This window comes from Mesorhizobium sp. NZP2077 (assembly GCF_013170805.1).
In the GTDB taxonomy this organism is placed as follows: domain Bacteria; phylum Pseudomonadota; class Alphaproteobacteria; order Rhizobiales; family Rhizobiaceae; genus Mesorhizobium.
The window spans coordinates 7,218,247-7,236,414 of record NZ_CP051293.1 but is presented as its reverse complement, the minus strand read 5'-3'; the positions used below and the strand labels follow the sequence as shown (position 1 = coordinate 7,236,414).

The 18,168-nt window shown below is 63.2% G+C and carries 14 protein-coding genes; 7 read left to right on the top strand and 7 right to left on the bottom strand.

Features of this window, described 5'->3' with window-relative positions:
* Positions 1-56: 56 nt before the first annotated feature.
* On the top strand, positions 57-491 hold the full coding sequence (locus tag HGP13_RS35450) for a hypothetical protein (RefSeq protein WP_172234496.1): 435 nt from the start codon (positions 57-59) through the stop codon (positions 489-491).
* Between the two features lie 126 nt (positions 492-617).
* Positions 618-1,277, top strand: a complete 660-nt coding sequence (locus HGP13_RS35445; RefSeq protein ID WP_172234495.1) for a response regulator transcription factor — start codon at positions 618-620, stop codon at positions 1,275-1,277.
* A 3-nt stretch (positions 1,278-1,280) separates the two neighbouring features.
* Here HGP13_RS35445 and HGP13_RS35440 read toward each other — a convergent pair whose 3' ends face one another.
* Positions 1,281-4,766, bottom strand: coding sequence for a PAS domain-containing hybrid sensor histidine kinase/response regulator (locus HGP13_RS35440; RefSeq protein WP_172234494.1), 3,486 nt, complete (start codon positions 4,764-4,766; stop codon positions 1,281-1,283).
* A gap of 251 nt (positions 4,767-5,017) precedes the next feature.
* On the opposite strand from HGP13_RS35440, the gene mscL reads away from it, so the two are divergent.
* Positions 5,018-5,440: a large conductance mechanosensitive channel protein MscL gene (gene mscL / locus HGP13_RS35435; protein WP_027043436.1), complete on the top strand. Its 423-nt coding sequence runs from the start codon at positions 5,018-5,020 to the stop codon at positions 5,438-5,440.
* 105 nt (positions 5,441-5,545) lie between these two features.
* The gene (locus tag HGP13_RS35430) at positions 5,546-6,712 is read left to right on the top strand and encodes a pyridoxal phosphate-dependent aminotransferase (protein WP_172234493.1); all 1,167 of its coding nucleotides are present in this window, start codon (positions 5,546-5,548) and stop codon (positions 6,710-6,712) included.
* A gap of 155 nt (positions 6,713-6,867) precedes the next feature.
* Here the strand turns inward: HGP13_RS35430 and hemA are convergent, their stop codons facing one another.
* The gene (hemA, locus tag HGP13_RS35425; RefSeq protein ID WP_172234492.1) at positions 6,868-8,145 is read right to left on the bottom strand and encodes a 5-aminolevulinate synthase; all 1,278 of its coding nucleotides are present in this window, start codon (positions 8,143-8,145) and stop codon (positions 6,868-6,870) included.
* 266 nt (positions 8,146-8,411) lie between these two features.
* On the opposite strand from hemA, the gene galE reads away from it, so the two are divergent.
* The 3 genes from galE to HGP13_RS35410 all read left to right on the top strand — a co-directional run bounded on the left by galE (position 8,412) and on the right by HGP13_RS35410 (position 12,947).
* Positions 8,412-9,407: a UDP-glucose 4-epimerase GalE gene (gene galE / locus HGP13_RS35420; RefSeq protein ID WP_172234491.1), complete on the top strand. Its 996-nt coding sequence runs from the start codon at positions 8,412-8,414 to the stop codon at positions 9,405-9,407.
* Positions 9,408-9,507: 100 nt separating this feature from the next.
* Entirely contained in the window at positions 9,508-10,758 is a 1,251-nt protein-coding gene (locus HGP13_RS35415) for a D-amino acid dehydrogenase (protein WP_172234490.1), read from the top strand.
* A 362-nt stretch (positions 10,759-11,120) separates the two neighbouring features.
* Positions 11,121-12,947: an alanine racemase gene (locus HGP13_RS35410; protein ID WP_172234489.1), complete on the top strand. Its 1,827-nt coding sequence runs from the start codon at positions 11,121-11,123 to the stop codon at positions 12,945-12,947.
* On the opposite strand, the gene HGP13_RS35405 is transcribed toward HGP13_RS35410, so the two are convergent.
* The 5 genes from HGP13_RS35405 to HGP13_RS35385 are packed head-to-tail and all read right to left on the bottom strand — an operon-like array spanning position 12,948 to position 18,148.
* A complete protein-coding gene (locus HGP13_RS35405; protein ID WP_172234488.1) occupies positions 12,948-14,324 on the bottom strand; it encodes an FGGY-family carbohydrate kinase in 1,377 nt (458 codons plus the stop codon).
* On the bottom strand, positions 14,321-14,638 hold the full coding sequence (gene rhaM / locus HGP13_RS35400; protein ID WP_172234487.1) for an L-rhamnose mutarotase: 318 nt from the start codon (positions 14,636-14,638) through the stop codon (positions 14,321-14,323). The genes HGP13_RS35405 and rhaM overlap by 4 nt, the downstream gene beginning before the upstream one ends.
* The gene (locus HGP13_RS35395) at positions 14,638-15,633 is read right to left on the bottom strand and encodes an ABC transporter permease (protein WP_172234486.1); all 996 of its coding nucleotides are present in this window, start codon (positions 15,631-15,633) and stop codon (positions 14,638-14,640) included. Before HGP13_RS35395 ends, rhaM begins: the two co-directional genes overlap by 1 nt.
* On the bottom strand, positions 15,630-16,610 hold the full coding sequence (locus HGP13_RS35390) for an ABC transporter permease (RefSeq protein WP_172234485.1): 981 nt from the start codon (positions 16,608-16,610) through the stop codon (positions 15,630-15,632). The genes HGP13_RS35395 and HGP13_RS35390 overlap by 4 nt, the downstream gene beginning before the upstream one ends.
* Positions 16,607-18,148, bottom strand: coding sequence for a sugar ABC transporter ATP-binding protein (locus HGP13_RS35385; RefSeq protein WP_172234484.1), 1,542 nt, complete (start codon positions 18,146-18,148; stop codon positions 16,607-16,609). Before HGP13_RS35385 ends, HGP13_RS35390 begins: the two co-directional genes overlap by 4 nt.
* Positions 18,149-18,168: the final 20 nt, after the last annotated feature.

Here is an 18,168-nt window from a genome sequence, read left to right as displayed (position 1 = left end):
TTCCCCATTTCCGGCGCAAACATGCGATAGTTCAGGCCTTGGCCATGGAGGACAACATGCGTCTGCAACACATCTTGATCCCCGCCGCACTCGTTTCACTGGTCGCGGTGTCAGCCTATTCGGAAGAAACCGACCGCTACCGGCTGGAAAAATCCGCCAACGGCTATGTCCGCATGGACACGCAGACCGGCGCGATGTCGATCTGCGAGGAACGCTCCGGTCAGCTCGTCTGCAAGGTGGCAGCCGACGAACGCGCCGCTTTCCAGGACGAAATCGACCGCCTGCAAACCTCGATGAAGGCAATGGATGAGCGTGTCACCAAGCTGGAGAATTCGCTGTCCGCGCGGCTGGAATCGAAACTGCCGAGCGAAGAGGATTTCAACAAGACGATGAGCTACATGGAACGCTTCATGAAGGGCTTCATGGGCATCGTCAAGGATATGGACAAGGACAATGGCGGTGGCGCCCAGCTGAATTCGCAGAAGACCTGAGCGCTGTAGACAAGGGAAAACGCTGCGCGCTGGTTTTGCCGCTTGAAAACAGCGCGCAGCCTCTCATAATCGTCCGACTGGTCCCGAAAAGCTTAAAAATCATCGACGGGATTAGGGGAGGGACATTTGCCGTCAGGCTATTCTTTCGTCATCGCCGACGATCATCCGCTGTTTCGCGGTGCTCTGCGCGAGGCACTTGCCGGCATCGGCAATGTCGCCGCCATTCACGAGGCCGGCGATTTCGAAAGCGCAAAGGCGCTGGTCGTGGCCAATGAGGATGTCGATCTGGTGCTGCTCGACCTGTCAATGCCAGGTGCCAGCGGCCTCTCCGGCCTGATTTCGTTGCGCGGCATCCATCCGGCGGTGCCGCTTGTCGTGGTCTCCGCGCATGACGATCCGGCGACCATCAGGCGCGCGCTCGATCTTGGCGCCTCCGGCTTCATCTCCAAATCGGCGAGTATGGAGGAAATCCGCAACGCCGTGCAATCGGTGCTCGCCGGCGACATCGCGGCGCCCGTCGGTGTCGACCTCGGCGTCGAGCGCGATCCTGAAATATCGGACCTGATCAAAAGGCTGCAGGCGCTGACGCCGCAGCAGACCCGCGTGCTCGGCATGCTGGCCGAAGGCTTGCTCAACAAGCAGATCGCTTACGAACTCGGCGTCTCCGAGGCGACCATCAAGGCGCATGTTTCGGCCGTTCTGCAGAAGCTCGGCGTCGACAGCCGCACCCAGGCGGTGATCCTTTTGTCAAAGATCGGCAGCGATCCGTTGCAGCCAGCGCACTAATCGTTATTCGGCCGCTGACGCCAGCGGTCTGACCCGGGCCATCATCGAGCGCAGCACCGCCGGTTTCAGCGGCTTGTTGATCACCGGAACGTCGAGCTCGCTTGCTGCGGCGCGCACCTCGTTGGAACGGTCGGCGGTGACCAGCACGCACGCAAGATCCTGGCCGTAGGCCACGCGCAGGGTCCTGATCGCGTCGAGCCCCGTGGCGCCGTCGAGGTGATAGTCGGCAAGCACGATATCGGGCCGGCGCGCGCCGGGTCGCAAAAGATCCTCCGACCCGGAGGCGGTGTCGACGCTGCACCCCCAGCCTTCGAGCAGCAACCGCATGCCGTCGAGGATACGCGCGTCGTTGTCGATGCAAAGCACTGCCAGCCCGGCAAGCGAAGAAGCCGGGCGCGCCGGTGCTTTCTCGGTCTCGCGCCGCGGCACCGCCACCGCCGCCACCGGCAGGATGACCGAGAACCGCGTGCCTTTGCCAGGATTTGAGAAGATGCGGATTTCGAGTCTCAGCACGCGAGCGATGCGATCGACGATGGAGAGGCCGAGGCCGAGGCCCTCGGCTTCGCGTGCACCTTCATCCAGCCGGGTGAATTCATGGAAGACCGTGTTCAGCTTATCGCCGGCAATGCCGATGCCGGTATCGATCACCTGGATTTCAGCAAGTTCGCCGCGCCGTCGCACGCCGACCAGGATGCGGCCGTGCCGGGTGTATTTGATGGCGTTGGAAACGAGATTCTGGATCAGGCGGCGTAACAAATTGCGGTCGGTCATCACGGTGAGCGACGAGGTCATGATGGTCAGCTCAAGCTTCTTTTCGGCTGCCATTGGCCGAAAATCATTGCCGATCTGGCGCAGCAATCCGTCGAGGTTGAAGGCGGTATCGTCCGGCTTCATGGCGCCGGCGTCGAGGCGCGAAATGTCGAGCACGGCGCCCAAAATGGTCTCGACCGATTCCAGCGCGGATTCGATGTTGACCGCCGCCTTGCCGGCCGGACCCTTGCCGGCCTTCTCGATCAGCGACGAGCAATAGAGCCGGGCGGCGTTCAAGGGCTGCAGGATGTCGTGGCCGGCGGCGGCAAGGAAGCGCGTCTTGCCGAGATTGGCCTCCTCGGCCAGCATCTGCGCCTGCGCCAGTTCCTCGTTGACCCGGGTCAACTCGATGGTGCGGGTCTTGACGCGCTGTTCCAGCGATTCATTGGCGCGTTTCAGCGCCAGATCCTGCTCGACGCGCCCGGAAATGTCGGCATAGGTGGCAACGATGCCGCCATCCGGCATCGGGTTGGAGCGCAGCTCCAGGATGCGGCCGCTGGTCTTCAGCTCCATCTGCCAGGGGCTGACGAAACTGGTCAGCCGGTTGAGCATCGTCACGCGCTGGTCGGAGGGGATGTCGCCGCGCTCGGCGAGATGGCGCAGAATCTGGTCGAGCGAGACGCCGACCTGGCCCATCTCGTCGGGTAGGTCGAACAGCGCCCGGTATTGGCGATTCCAGCAGATCAGGCGGAAATCGCGGTCGAAGACGGTGATGCCTTGCTCCATCTGGTCGAGCGCGATCTGCAACAGGTCGCGGTTGTGCTGCAGCGCCTCGGTGGCGTCGTCGAGTAATCGGAAGGCATCGCGGGATTCGCGGTCATGGCGTCGAAACAGCAGCGACAGGATGAGCCGCGCCGAGGAGGAGCCCACGGCACTGGCCAAAAGCTGCTCGGAGAAGCGGATGACGTCCATGCTCGCCTGCTCCTTGCCGAGCAGCGTGGTGCCGTTGGTCTTCTCGAACGACTGGAACGAGCGCTCGGTGCGCTCGACGCCGAGGTAGCGCCCGATCGTGTCCTTGAGATCGTTGACGGTGATGGCGGTGCGGAAGCGGCGCAGGCTCGGCATCGGGCCGGCATCTCTTGGCACGAAGATCGACGCCTGGATGCGTTCCAGCGGCACTGATGCGCGCGACAGCGAGCCAAGGGCGAAAAACAGCGTGTTGATCGACAGGCTCCACAACACGCCATGATTCAGCGGTTCGGCCACCGTGCCGAACAATGCCTGCGGCCGCAACGCCTCGAAGCCAAACAGCCCGTTTAAGAGGATATCGGCATCGGGCGCGACAAGTGACGGCAAAAGCAGCGTGTAGCCCCAGACGAGGATGCCGGCGACCATCCCGAGTGCGGCACCCCGGCCATTGGCGCCGCGCCAGATCAGCCCGCCGACCAGCGCCGGCGCGAACTGCGCAATGGCCGCGAACGACATCAGGCCGATCGACGACAGCCGCGCGCTGTTGGTGCTCTGGCGATAGTAGAGAAAGGCGATGAACAACAGGATGAAGATCGCCCCGCGCCGCACATTGAGAATCAGCGTCGACCAATCCTCGGTCTCCGAGGTTGAGGTCTTGAGCAGGCGGCGCACGAACAGCGGAATGACGAGGTCGTTGGAAATCATGATCGACAGCGCCACGCTTTCGACGATCACCATGGCCGTTGCCGCCGACAGCCCGCCGACGAAGGCCGCCATGGCGAGCAAATCATGGCCGCTGAACAGGGGCAGCGACAGCACGTAGAGATCGCTGCTGGTGCCGGTGCCGACCAGCGACAAGCCGGCAAACGCGATCGGCAGCACGAACAGGTTGATCGCCACGAGGTAGAGCGGAAACACCCAGGTCGCGGTGCGCAACTCGGCCTCGCCGCGGTTCTCGACGATGGTGACGTAGAACTGCCGCGGCAGCATGATGATGGCACAGCCGCTGAGGCCAGTCAGCACCAGCCAGGTGGCGAGCGACGTGTTGTAGCCCATCGCCTGTCGCACCTGGGTATTCTGCGCCAGCTTCGCGAACATGTCGCCCGGGCCGCCGAAGATCAGGAAAGTCACCATCAGGCCGATCGCCAGGAAGGCGGCGAGCTTGACCACGGTTTCGACCGCCACCGCCAGCACCAGCCCGTCCTGATGCTCGGTGGCGTCGGCATGGCGGGTGCCGAACAGCACCGCAAACAGCGCCAGCAGCATGGCGACGACCAGCGAGATGTCGCTGACGAACGGATCGAAGGAGGGCGGCGATCCCGTATAATGCTCGACCATCAGGCTGACCGAACCGGAGATCGCCTTCAGCTGGAGCGCGATATAGGGCACCGCGCCGATGGTGGCGATCAGGGTGGCGATCGCGGCGACGGTAAAACTCTTGCCGTAGCGCGCGCCGAGGAAGTCGGCAATGGAAGTGATCTTCTCGGTCTTGGCCAGCCGCACGATGCGGTTGAGCAGCGGAAAACCAAACACGAACACCAGCACCGGGCCGGTATAGATGCCGAGGAATTCGAGGCCGCGTTCGGAGGACAGGCCGACCGAGCCGAAGAAGGTCCACGAGGTGCAGTAGATGGCAAGGCTGAGCGCGTAGATGAAAGGGCGCGCCCGGCTCGGCCCTGAAATCGCCGAGCGGCGGTCGCCCAGGCTGGCGATGGCGAACAGCAGCGTCACATAGGCGATCGCAATGATGACGATGAACAAGCCCTGCACGCCGGCAAAATCCTCCCTGTGCCGAATTTCAACCCGGCTTGCCCAGACGCAATCACAGCTCAGGGCCCATGTCCACCGAGGCTTTCGGAGCATGAAGGCTACGGTTTTCGCAAGCTGCCGTCAGGGAAGGAGAAAGAGGTTGTTTTCCCCTTTTTGCCCATGTTGCAACCTCAGGTTTTTGTTATGTTGCCTTCAGGTCGATGCCGCAAGGACGGAGCGGCAGCGCGGCCGGTCATGACAAGGAGGGTCGAATGCTGAAAGAATTCCAGGAATTCATTTCCAAAGGCAACGTGATGGACCTTGCGGTCGGCGTCATCATCGGCGCTTCCTTTGGCACTATCGTCAAGTCGTTGGTCGACGACGTCATCATGCCGATTGTCGGCGCGATTTTCGGCGGACTGGATTTCAACAATTATTTCCTGCCGCTGTCCTTGGACAACAAGGCCACGACGCTTGTTGATGCCAAGGCGCACGGCGCCGTCCTCGCCTATGGCAGCTTCATCACCGCGGTGCTGAACTTCCTCATCCTCGCCTTCATCATCTTTCTCATGGTCAAGGCCGTGAACAATCTGCGTAAGAAGCTCGAGCGCGAGAAGCCTGCTGCGCCCGCAGCACCGCCGCCGGCTGATGTCGCATTGCTCACCGAAATCCGCGATCTGCTCGCGAAGCGATAATTCAGCCAGGTATTGCTGGACCAAAACCCCGGCCGTTCGCGGCCGGGGTTTTCTGTTCTAGCATCTGGTAAAGAGCGGCAGCCCTAATCAAAAACGGATTTGTCCATGAGCCTGATCGACAGCTTTCGCGCTGAAGCCCGCGCCGCACCGGAAAGCGGCATTGTCGCCGTCGTCAATTACGGCCGCCTGCGTGAGGGTCTGATCCCGCTCTGGGCCGGCGAGGGTGATCTGCCGACACCCGCCTTCATCACCGATGCCGCGTCGAAAGCGCTGGCCGGCGGCGAGACGTTCTACACTTGGCAGCGGGGCATTCCGGATCTCAGGCAGGCGCTGTCACGCTACTACGCCAGGCATTTCGGCAAGACGTTCCCCGAGGAACAATTCATCGTCACCGGATCCGGCATGCATGCCATCCAGATGTCGCTCACCGCTCTCGCCGGCGCGGGCGACGAGGTGATCTATCTGTCGCCAGCCTGGCCGAATTTCGATGCCGCCGCCGCCCTGTCGGGAGCTGTTCCGGTGGCGGTCACGCTCGACCATTCCGGCAATGGCTGGTCCTGTGACGTCGAGAAGATCGCCGCGGCGATCACGCCGCGTACAAAGGCGCTGTTCATCAACACGCCGTCGAACCCGACCGGCTGGACCGCCGATCATGAGACCTTGCAGGCGATCCTCGATCTCGCACGCGCCAGGAATGTCTGGATCATCGCCGACGAGATCTATTCGCTGTTCCACTATGGCCATGGCCGCGCGCCGTCCTTCCTCGACATCGCGACAGAGGAAGACCGCATCCTGTTCGTCAACTCCTTTTCAAAGAACTGGGCGATGACCGGCTGGCGTGTCGGCTGGATCAAGACGCATCCTAGCCTGCAGCAGGTGTTCGAGAACCTGATCCAGTATTCGAATTCCGGCGTCGCTCAGTTCATGCAGCGCGGCGCGGTCGCAGCCCTTGACGAGGGCGATGGTTTCGTCGCCGAACAGGTGGAGCGGGCGAGGAAAGCACGCGACCTGGTCTGCGGCATTCTTGGCGCCACCGGCTGCGCAAGGTTTACCGTGCCGCAGGGCGCCTTCTATCTGTTCTTCACCGTCGACGGCATCACCGATTCCCGCACGGCGGCCTTCGACATCGTCGACAAGGCCAATGTCGGCCTGGCGCCGGGCACCGCCTTCGGTCCCGGCGGCGAAGCCTTCCTCAGGCTGTGCTTCCACCGCCGCCTCGACCAGGTCGAGGAAGCGGCGCATCGACTGGCGAAATGGATGAAAACCGTCTAGCTGAGCCGCCGACGAAGCCCGAATTGAAAATCGCTCCGACGAGTCGGCTGGCGTGGGTTTCGAGAACCGGAGCGCGGTGGACATTCAGTTCCGTGAGCACCGGAAGCGCAGAAACCTGCGTCAGATGGCCGTCAGAGTAGAGTTTCAAACGGGCTTCAACCGCCCGACTTCGGCACCAGCAGAGGAACGATCCGGTCGCTCTTGGCGACAGTGGGCCGGCCGGCGGAGCCGTAGGGAATGCCCAGCGCATCCCAGGTCTCGATCAGCGCGTCCTGCAGCCCCGCGATCAGCGTGTCGGAATGGAACGGTGTCGGCGTGATGCGCAGCCGCTCCGTGCCGCGCGGCACGGTCGGGTAGTTGATCGGCTGGATGTAGATGCCGTGCACGCCGAGCAGGCGGTCACTGGCCATCTTGCAGAGCTCGGGGTCTCCGACCAGCACCGGCACGATATGGGTTGGCGACTCCATCACCGGCAAACCGGCCGCCGACAGGATCTGCTTGGTCCGGCTCGCCTGCTGCTGCTGTGCGTCGCGCTCGGCCTGCGAGCGCTTCAAATGGCGGATCGAGGTGGTTGCCGCCGCGGCGATCGCTGGCGGCAGCGCCGTGGTGAAGATGAAGCCCGGCGCATAGGAGCGCACCGCGTCGATGACTGCACTGGTGCCGGTGATGTAGCCGCCCAACGTGCCGAACGCCTTGGCCAGCGTGCCTTCGATGATGTCGATACGGTCGGCCAGGCCCTCGCGCTCGGTGATGCCGCCGCCGCGCGGCCCGTACATGCCCACCGCATGGACCTCGTCGATATAGGTCATGGCGTTGTAGCGCTCGGCGAGTTCGACGATCTCTCTGATCGGCGCGATGTCGCCGTCCATCGAATAGACGCTTTCGAAGACGATCAGCTTGGCGCGCTCGCGCCCCGCCGCCTGCAACAGGCTTTCCAGATGCGCGACATCGTTGTGGCGGAAGATCTTCTTCTCGGCGCCCGAGCGCCGCACACCCTCGATCATCGAGGCGTGGTTCAGCTCGTCCGAGATGATCAGGCAGTTGGGCAAAAGCCGCGCAATGGTCGAAATCGACGCTTCGTTGGAGACGAAGCCGGAGGTGAAGACCAGGGCGGCGTCCTTGCCGTGCAGGTCGGCAAGCTCATGCTCGAGCTCGACCAGCGGGTTGGAAGTGCCGGAAATGTTGCGGGTGCCGCCGGCGCCCGAACCCATCTTGCCGGCCGCTTCCTGGAACGCGGCGATGACATCGGGATGCTGGCCCATGCCGAGATAGTCGTTGGAACACCAGACGGTGATTTCCTCGGCACGGCCATTGGAACGCCATATGGCGCGCGGAAACTTGCCCGCGATACGCTCAAGGTCGGCGAAGACACGATAGCGACGCTCCGCGTGGAGCTGGTCGATCGCTTCTTCGAAGAACCGCTGGTAGTTCATGTCGGCTTCCCAATTTTGCGCGGGATCATAATCATTGCCCTATTGGTCGTCCACCGGACCATTTTGGTCAAAATGCCACGCCCCGGACCTGTTCCTAACGACCACGGATCGTGGCCTATTCCTTTGATGTGGATCAACTTTGTTTCAGCACGATGCCAAATTTGGTGAACGCCGGTTACCAAGGGTTCTAATGGCCACGCGGCGGACTTTCCAGTAGAGCGGGGGTTGAGACAGTTTCCGAAAAATCTTGAGATGCGAGGTCGCGGATGACAGTGTTGGTAACAGGCGGTGCCGGCTATATCGGCAGCCACATGGTCTGGGAATTGCTGGATGCCGGCGAAAGTGTGGTCGTTCTCGACCGGCTTTCCACCGGCTTCGAATGGGCGGTGGCGCCGGAAGCAAAGCTCGTCGTTGGCGATGTCGCCGACAAGGAATTGGTCGGATCGATCATCCGGGAGAACAAGGTCGACGCCATCATCCATTTCGCCGGCTCCATCGTGGTCCCGGAATCGGTCGCCGACCCGCTTGCCTATTACGAGAACAACACTTCGAAGACGCGCACGCTGATCGAAACCGCGGTGCGCGAGGGCGTGCCCAATTTCATCTTTTCCTCGACCGCCGCCGTCTATGGCGGCGCCGGGCTGGAGCCGGTGCGCGAGGATGCCCGCCTGGCGCCGGAATCGCCTTACGGCCTGTCCAAGTTGATGAGCGAATGGATGCTGCGCGACGCGGCGACAGCGCATCCCATACGCTACACGGCGCTGCGCTATTTCAACGTCGCCGGCGCCGATCCGAAGGGTCGCACCGGCCAGTCGACGCCGGGCGCCACCCATCTGATCAAGGTCGCCTGCGAGACGGCACTCGGCAAGCGCCCGTTCATGCAGGTGTTCGGCACCAACTATCCGACGCCAGACGGCACCTGCATGCGCGACTATATCCATGTCAGTGACCTAGCCGCGGCGCATCGCCTGGCCCTGCAACGGCTGCGCGCCGGGGGCACGAGCCTCGTCGCCAATTGCGGTTACAGCCATGGCTATTCCGTGCTCGAGGTCATTGAGAGCGTGCGGCGCGCCTTCGGCCATGATTTCGAGGTCAAGATGGGCGACCGGCGTCCCGGCGATGCGGCGGCCGTGGTCGCCAATTCGGACCTCGCCCGGGCGGAACTCGGCTGGACGCCGCAACGCGACGACCTCGACCAGATCGTTGCCGACGCGCTCGCCTGGGAACGTATCCTGACCAGCAAGAATTCCGCGCGGGGCTGAGCCAACCCTCAGGGCTCGCAAGGCGCGCGGCGAAGCGCTATGGAAGGCATTCGCGACGCAGCGTGGAGGCGCCGCGCCGCGACCAGCTTTGGGGGATGGCATGAAGATAGTGGTGCTTGGAGCCGGCGTTGTCGGTACGGCGGCCGCCTATTATCTGGCCGCCGATGGCCACGAGGTCACCGTGATCGAGCGCCATCCGGCGCCGGCGTGTGGCACCAGCCAGTCCAATGCCGGCCTGGTGTCGCCGGGCGATGCCACCGCCTGGGCCTCGCCGGCGGCTCTGAAGACATTTTTGCGCGCGCTCTACAACCATGATCTCGGCATCAAGGTGCGGCTGCGCTTCGATCCCTATTTTCTGGCCTGGAGCCTGCGCTTCCTGCGCCAGTGCACCGTGGCGCGGCTACGCGCCAACAGCCAGGTCAAGCTGCGGCTGGCGCTCTATTCCAGAGATTGCATCAACGCCATCTCGGCCGACACGGGCATCCACTATGACGAGCGCAAGAAGGGCATCCTCTATTTCTTCCGCTCGCAGCACAGCCTCGACACCGGCACCGACAATTACCGCTATCTCGCCGAGCATGGCCTGCCGATCGAGATCGTTGGCCGCGACCGGCTGGTCGAGCTCGAACCCGGTTTGGCCGGGGTGAAGGAAAAGATCGCCGGCGGCGTCTATTCGCCGATCGACCAGACCGGCGATTCCAGAATGTTCGTCGACAATCTCGCCGCCTATGCGCGCGAAAAGCTTGGCGTCAAATTCCTGTTCGACACCACGGTCGAAGGCCTCGATATAGACGGCGACCGCGTGCGCGCGGTGATGACCTCCGCCGGCCCCATCACCGGCGATGCCGTGGTCATTTCGATGGGCCCGGAAAGCGGCCTGCTCGGCCGCCGCTATGGCATCGACCTGCCGGTCTATCCGGTGAAGGGCTATACCGCGACCATTCCGCTGGAAGACGAGAGCAAGGGGCCGACCATGGGTGGCGCCGACGAGGACCAGCTGATGGCCTATTCGCGCCTTGGCGATCGATTGCGGTTGGCTTCGACCGCCGAATTCACCGGCTTCGACCGCACCCACAAACCCAGCGATTTCGCCACCATGTTCAGGACCGGAAAGGACCTGTTCCCCGGCGCCTTCGACGAGAAGAAAGCCGTACTCTGGGCAGGCCTGCGGCCAATGATGCCGAACTCCGTGCCGGTCATCGGCCAGGCGAAATACCGCAACCTTTACCTCGACACCGGCCACGGTCATGTCGGCTGGACCATGGCCTGCGGCTCGGGCAAATTCCTCGCCGACCTCGTTGCCGGCCGCAAGCCGGAGATCGACCCGCAGGGATTGGTCTACGTCAACTGAGGGAGCACTAATCGTCGTGCTGGCATCGAGTCCATTCTCCCCGCACCCATTCAGCGAGCCATCCGCGCTCAAGCTGGCCAATCTGTGCCAGATTGTCCTGTCTTGCGGTCAAATGGCCGAAACCGACGACTTCGAAATCTCCGCAGTCCGCGGGGTGATCATGTTCGCCGCACGTCAGTTGCCACTCACCATCGGAATGATGAACGACCAGTGTTACAGGCCTCTCCGATCGAAAGACGTGCCCACACACAATTGCTCTGGTTTCCAACATTGAGACCGTCACCGCGCCAAGTTTGACAAGTTTTGACGACGATCTGGACGATGCTTCTGACTGACAGATTCTACAAACCCTGAGTGAAAAAATGTCGGGACCGCAAGTCGCCATCGACCTTGGCCGCATCGAGCGCAACGCCCGTACCATCGTCGACCGCTGTGCACTGTCTGATATCGAGGTGTTCGGTGTCACCAAGGGCACGTGCGGCATGCCGCAAGTGGCGCGCGCCATGCTGCGCGGCGGCGTCGCCGGCATTGCCGAATCGCGTTTCGAAAACATCCGCCGGCTGCGCGACAGCGGCATCAACGCGCCGATCATGCTGCTGCGCAGCCCGCCCATGGCACGCGTCGAGGAGGTGGTGCGCACCGTCGACATCAGCCTGCAATCGGAACTCGCCACCATTCGCGAGATTTCGCGCATCGCCGAGCGCATGGGCCGCGTCCACGACATCATGCTGATGATCGACCTTGGCGACCTCCGCGAAGGCATCTGGCCGAACGACCTGATCCCCACGGTTGAGCGCATCCTCGAATTCAAGGGCGTGCGCATTGCCGGCATTGGCACCAATCTCGGCTGTTTCGGCGCCATCATGCCGACACCGGAGAATCTTGGCCAGCTCGTCGCCCATGCTTACAAAACCGAGCGCCTGTCGGGCAAAAGCCTCGACTGGATATCGGGCGGCGCCTCCTCGTCGCTGACGCTGCTGCTCGAAGGCAAGCTGCCCGCCGGCATCAACAATCTCAGGGTCGGCGAAGCGATCCTGCAAGGTGGCGTCGAAACCTTCCGCGACGTGCCGTGGCCGGAACTCGAACCAGATGCCTGCCGCCTGACCAGCGATATCATCGAGGTCAAGCTCAAGCCGTCGCGGCCGATCGGCGAGTCCGGTTACGACGCTTTCGGCAACCAGCCCGTTTTCCCCGACGAGGGCGACCGGCTGCGCGCCATCGCCAACATCGGCCGCGAGGACGTGCTGGTTGAAGGACTGACTCCCATCGCCAAAGGGATACGCGTGCTCGGCGCCTCCAGCGACCATCTGCTGCTCGACGTGCAAGACGCCGATCCGCGGCCCACCGTCGGCGACCGCGTCGCCTTCCGCATGAGCTACGGCGCTATGTTGTTGGCTATGACCTCGGAATATGTCGAGAAGGCGCCGATGCACGACGTCGCCGACTTTTCCGGCCGCAGAATGGTGTCGATCTCCGCCGAACAGGAAGCCGCCCGCATCCTCGCCCGCGAGGGTACCGGCGCGCGACTGGAAGCAATGAATTTCGACGTCGTCGAACTCGCCGATATAGAACGGCCGCCCTCGGGCATGATCCGGCTGACCGTCGGCACCGACCGTCGCGTCGCCCACAAGGCGCTGACAGCGACGGCGCGCGCGACCCATTCTTTCGGCCTTATCTGGATCGATTCCATCGCTGCCCTGATGCCCGAGGACGAGGACCGCATCGACCTGCCGGAAGCGTCGGTGTTGGCGCGTACCCTTGGTCTCGACCATAAGGCCGGCGCGCTGCAGCCGCAGCTGTCGCCGGAAAATGTCGTGATCGTCGGCCTGCGCCATGCCGATCCGGCCGAGGCGCGGGTGCTGAAGGATTCGCGGGTATCGGCCTTCACCATGACCGACATCGACGCCATGGGCATGCGCGACCTGATGCATGAGGCGATCCGCATCGTCACATCGGGCACGCAGGGCTTTCATGTCAGCTATTCGCCGACGGCCACCGAATTCGCCGGCTGGGCGGCCGGCTCCGGTGGGCTGACGGTGCGCGAGACGCATCAGGCGATGGAGGCGATCGCGCTCTCCGGTGGCCTGCTGTCCATGGATGTTTCAGGCCTGACCGCGGATCTGGAGCCGCGGATCGGCACCGACACGGTGAACTTCGTCATGTCTGCCTTCGGCAAGCGGATCCTGTGATCAGCCCTGCGCTTTGACCGCCGCGCGCCACGCGCTGACATATTCGGCCCAGACCGCGTCGGTCGGCGGCTCCATTCCCTCGCCCTTGCCGTGCGTCGTTGCCTGACCCGATGCCAGCAATGCTGCGCCAATGCTGGTGCCGGTGGCGGCCTCCGACGCGACGACGCTGCGTGCGGTTGCTGCCGCCAGCATGCGGACAAAGAGCCGGTTGCGGGCAAAGGGTCCTTCGACCGTGGTCGGGCCGTCGGCGCCGATCAGGTCCAGGCAGGTCGCCGTCATCAGTGCCAGATAGAACGAGATGGCGGCAAAACGCCGGCCGTTGTCGATGCCGTCGGCATTGATCCACGTCGCGGCATGATGCGGGAACGGCCCTGATCCTTCCTGGGTCGACGGCAGCAGCAAAGTCTTGTCCGCCAGGACCGCCAGCACATCGCTGCCGCTGCAATCCTGCGGCTTGTCGGCAGTGAGCAGCGAAAACTCGCGACCACCCATGAAACGGGCCGACGGCACGGGTTCACCCAGCGCACTGACATTGACCAGCGTATCGCGTGCCGCGTCGAGTGCAATCTCTCTGCCGCCGACGGCCATAGACACCACCCAGGTGCCGGTCGAAACGACCGAGAAGGGCGGCGCGTCCGACAGAAGATGCGGCAGCAGCGAGGCGTTGGAATCGTGGAGACCGCAGAACACCGGCGTTTGCGGATCAAGGCCGGTTCGTGCCGCCAGCGCCGGCAGGATCGGGCCAAGGCGATCCCTGGCCGGCCGCACCGGTGCCATCAGGCCGCGCCAATCCAGACGGTCGACCATCGTCGAAAAGTCAGCACCCCACGGATTCCATAGATCGGTGTGACAGCCGAGCGAGGTCATCTCGTTGGCGGCCACTCTTGTGAGCCGCAGCGCCCAGTATTGCGGGTACATCAGCATCGCTGCAGCCCTGGCGAACTCGGCCGGAAAGCGCTTCTGCTGCCAAAAGAACTGCGCGCCAAGATTGAGGCCGAGCGGCAGCCGCGGCGTGCCGGTTTCGGTGAACGGCGGGCGGATCGCGTCATAGTCGGCAGCCAGCCTGTCGGGGCCGTCGAACTCATAGTCGAGGACAGGCAGCACCAGCTCGCCCGCGGCGTCGACCAGCGCGCCCGTCGCGCCGTGCGTGGTGATCGAAATGGCGTCGATATGCTGTTCGCGGTTGAGACTGGCCAGGCTGTTGAGGATGAACGTCCACAGGGCCTCGACATCGTGATGCGGGTAGGGCGCCTGGCGCAGCGGTGCATTCGCCATGCGGCGCAACGCCACCTCGCTCAGCGTAACGAGATCGACCAGCGCCACCTTGGCGTTTGTCTTGCCGATGTCGATGACGGCGATATGGCGCAGAGCACTCATGCCATATGGAACACGGTTTCCAGGGGCACGGCCAGCGGCTCGTTGTCCGGTTTCGTTTCCATGATGTCGGCCATGTCTGCCCACCAGCGCTGCATCACCGGATGCTTCGGCAGGTCGGCCATGCCATGGTCGTCGCGCCGCCACAGCACGCCAAACAGGATGTTGGTCTCCTCATCGAGATGGATCGAATAATCCGAAACCCCGGCCTGTTTCAGCAGCGCCACCAGCGACGGCCAGATCTCGTCGTGGCGCTTCTTGTACTCAGCCCTCATGCCGGGCTTGAGCTTCATCTTGAACGCGTATTTCTCCGGCATCAGCGTCCCCCGCGCAGCCGCCGCCAAACGATCGGCAGGGCGATGACGATGATCAGCAGCAGGCCGATGAAGATCGACATGACGATGCCGGGCACGTTGAGCAGGCCGAGCCCGAAGGTCACCAGTCCCATGATGAAGGCGGCGAGCACGACGCCGACAATGCTGCCGGCGCCGCCCAGAATGCTGACGCCGCCGAGCACCACCATGGTGATGACTTCGAGCTCGTAGCCCTGCGCGATCGATGGCCTTGTCGAGCCGAGCCGCGAGGTGATCAGCACCGAGGCGATGCCCGACATCAGCCCGGTCAGGCAGAACAAGATGAATTTGATACGGCCGACGCGCACTCCCGAAAACTGCGCAGCTATCGGGTTGTTGCCGATCGCAAAGACGCGACGGCCAAAACTCGTCCGGTGCAGCAGGAACCAGTAGACAACAGCTGCGATCAGGAAGAGCACCAGTTCGAACGACACCACCCACCAGACGTAACCCTGGCCGAAGAAGGCGAAGCTTTCCGGATAGCCCTTATAGGCCTGGTCGCCGAGAATGATGAAGGCGATGCCGCGAAACAGGCTCATCGTGCCGATGGTGACGACGATGGAGGGCAGGCCCAGCCTTGTCACTAGCAGCCCATTGAAGGCGCCGCAGCCGAGTCCGACGACGATGCCGATCAGAACCAGCACCGGCGTGCCGGCGCCGGCCTGCACCGCCATGCCCATCATCGTCGAGGCCAGCGCGATGATGGCGGCGACCGAGAGGTCGATCTCGCCCGAAATGATCAGCAGCGCCATGGCGAAGGCGATCAGGCCCTTCTCGGTGAAGTTGAAGGTCAGGTCCGACAGCGAATAGGGGTCGAGAAAATAGGGCGAGGCAAAACTGTTGATGGCGAAAATGGCGACGGCCACCACGACCAGCAGCGCTTCCCAGGAAAAGATCGCCGAGGAGAGCGGCTTGTCGAGCCGGTCGGGAATATGGCGCGGGGCAGGGACGTCGGTCATGTCACCGCCTCCACTTTTCGCAGGATGATGCGTCCCTGCTGGCGTTCGCCACGTGCATTGAGCACCACGGCCAGGATGATGGCGCTGCCCGAGATCGCCATCTGCCAGAAGGGCGAGATGTTGATGACCGGCAGTGCGTTGGAGATGATGCCGAGGAACAGCGCGCCGAGCACCGCGCCGCCGACCGAGCCGATGCCGCCGGCGATAGAGATGCCGCCGATGACGCAAGCGGCGATGATGTTGAGCTCATAGCCGTTGGCGACTTCGACCGAGGCGATCACGTAGCGCGAGATCCAGAGGTAACCGGCAAGGCCGCCGATCATGCCGGAGATGCAGAAGACGATGAACTTCGTCCGGCCGACATCGATGCCGGTATAGACCGACGCAGTCGGATTGACGCCGATGGCGTAGATCGAGCGGCCAAGCGCGGTGCGCGTCATCAGCACGAAGAACAGAGCGATGACCAGGATGGCGATCCAGGACAGCACCGGAATGCCAAGGAAGGCCGCGCGCTGGAAGCCGATGAATTCAGGGCTCATCTTGTCGGCATTGACCCATGCGCCGCCGGACAGGACGAAGGTGGCGCCGCGATAGATGGTCAGCGTGCCCAAAGTGACGACGATGGATGGAATGTTCAGCCGCCACACCAGAAGGCCGTTGATGGCGCCGAGAACCAGCCCGACGGCGAGCGCGATGATGATCAGCAGCGGGATCGGGATCGCCGGGTGTGCTGCATTCAGCATCGCCACCACCATGCCGGTGAAGCACAGGTTGGAGGCCATCGACAGGTCGATCGAGCGGGTCAGGATGACAACCATCTGGCCGAGCGCCAGGATCATCAGGATTGAGGTGTCGTTGAACACCTGGCGCAGATTGCCGGGGTCGGCAAAGGCCGGGAAGCGGGTCGAGATCAGCCCGATCAAAACGATGATGGCCGCAGCCAGCCAGATCTCGCGGTATTTGAGGAAAGCCTTCATGCCGCGATCCCCGCTGCCGCCCGGACCAGTGTCTCGGCATCCAGTCCCTTATTGTCATAGACCGCCGCCACAAGGCCCTCGCGCATGACGACGACGCGGTCGGACATGCCGAGGATTTCGGGCAGTTCCGACGACACCATGATCACTGACAGGCCCTGTGCGACGAGCTCGGCCATGAAGCCGTGCACGGCGGCCTTGGAGCCGATGTCGATGCCCTTGGTCGGCTCGTCCAGGATGATCACCTTGGGCGCGGTCGCCAGCCATTTGGCGATGACGATCTTCTGCTGGTTGCCTCCCGACAGCGTGCCGACATCCTGGCTGAGCGACGAGGCTCGGAGGTCGAGCCGCTCGGTGTAGGAGCGGGCAAGCGAAAACTCTTCCGACAGCCGCAGCAGGCCCGACTTGGACGTGCGTTTGAGTGAAGGCAGCGACACGTTCTGGAAGATCGGCAGGCCGATCACCACGCCTTGCTTGCCGCGTTCCTCGGGCACATAGACGATGCCGGCCTCGATTGAATCCGCCGCCGATTTCGGCGCGATCACCTTGCCTTCCAGCGTGATCGTACCGCCTGAGGTTCGGGTAATGCCCGATATCGCCTGCATCACTTCGCTGCGGCCTGCGCCGACAAGGCCGTAGAAGCCGAGGATCTCGCCCTTGTGCAGCTCGAAGCCGATGTCATTGAACTCGGTCGGGTGCGACAGGCCGGCGACAGACAGCACCGGCGCGCCGATCTCGGCCTTGCGCTGCGGAAAGATGTGATCGACGGAGCGGCCGACCATCATGCGCACGATCTGGCTCTGGCCAGCATCCTTGATCAGCCCTTCGCCGACCATCTCGCCGTCGCGGAACACGGTGTAACGGTTGGCGATGCGGTAGATCTCGTCGAACTTGTGGCTGATGAACAGGATCGCCTTGCCTTCGCCCTTGAGGAATTCGATGAGCAGGAACAACTCCTCGATCTCCTTCATCGAAAGAGCGGCGGTCGGCTCGTCCATGATGACGATCTGTGCGTCGATCGACATGGCGCGAGCAACGGCAACGAGATGCTTGTTGGCGATGCCGAGATCCCTGAGCCGCGCATCGGCGTCGATATGGCCGGCATGCATGGTGTCGAGCACTTCGCGTGCATTCTTACGCATCGTGCGCCAGTCAATGGTGCCGAGGCGCGTGCGTGGCGCATGGCCGAGAAAGATGTTTTCGGCGACGCTCAGATCGTCGAACAGCACGGTTTCCTGATGGATTGCGGTGACGCCATGGCCGAAGGCGGCATGCGCGCCGGGCAGAGTGACGGCCTGGCCGTCGATGCTGATTGTGCCCGCGTCGGGCTGGTAGATGCCGGTCATGATCTTGACCAGCGTCGACTTGCCGGCGCCGTTTTCGCCGATCAGCGCGGTCACCTGGCCGGGATAGAGCGACAAGCTGACATCGTGCAGCGCCCGCACGCCGGGAAAGCTTTTGGAGATGCCGGACAGCGTCAGGCGTGGGGCGGGGGTCGGAAGCCCCTCCTTCACCGTGCCGTTGTGGGCTGTCGTGTCCATATCAGTATCAAGCCCTGAAA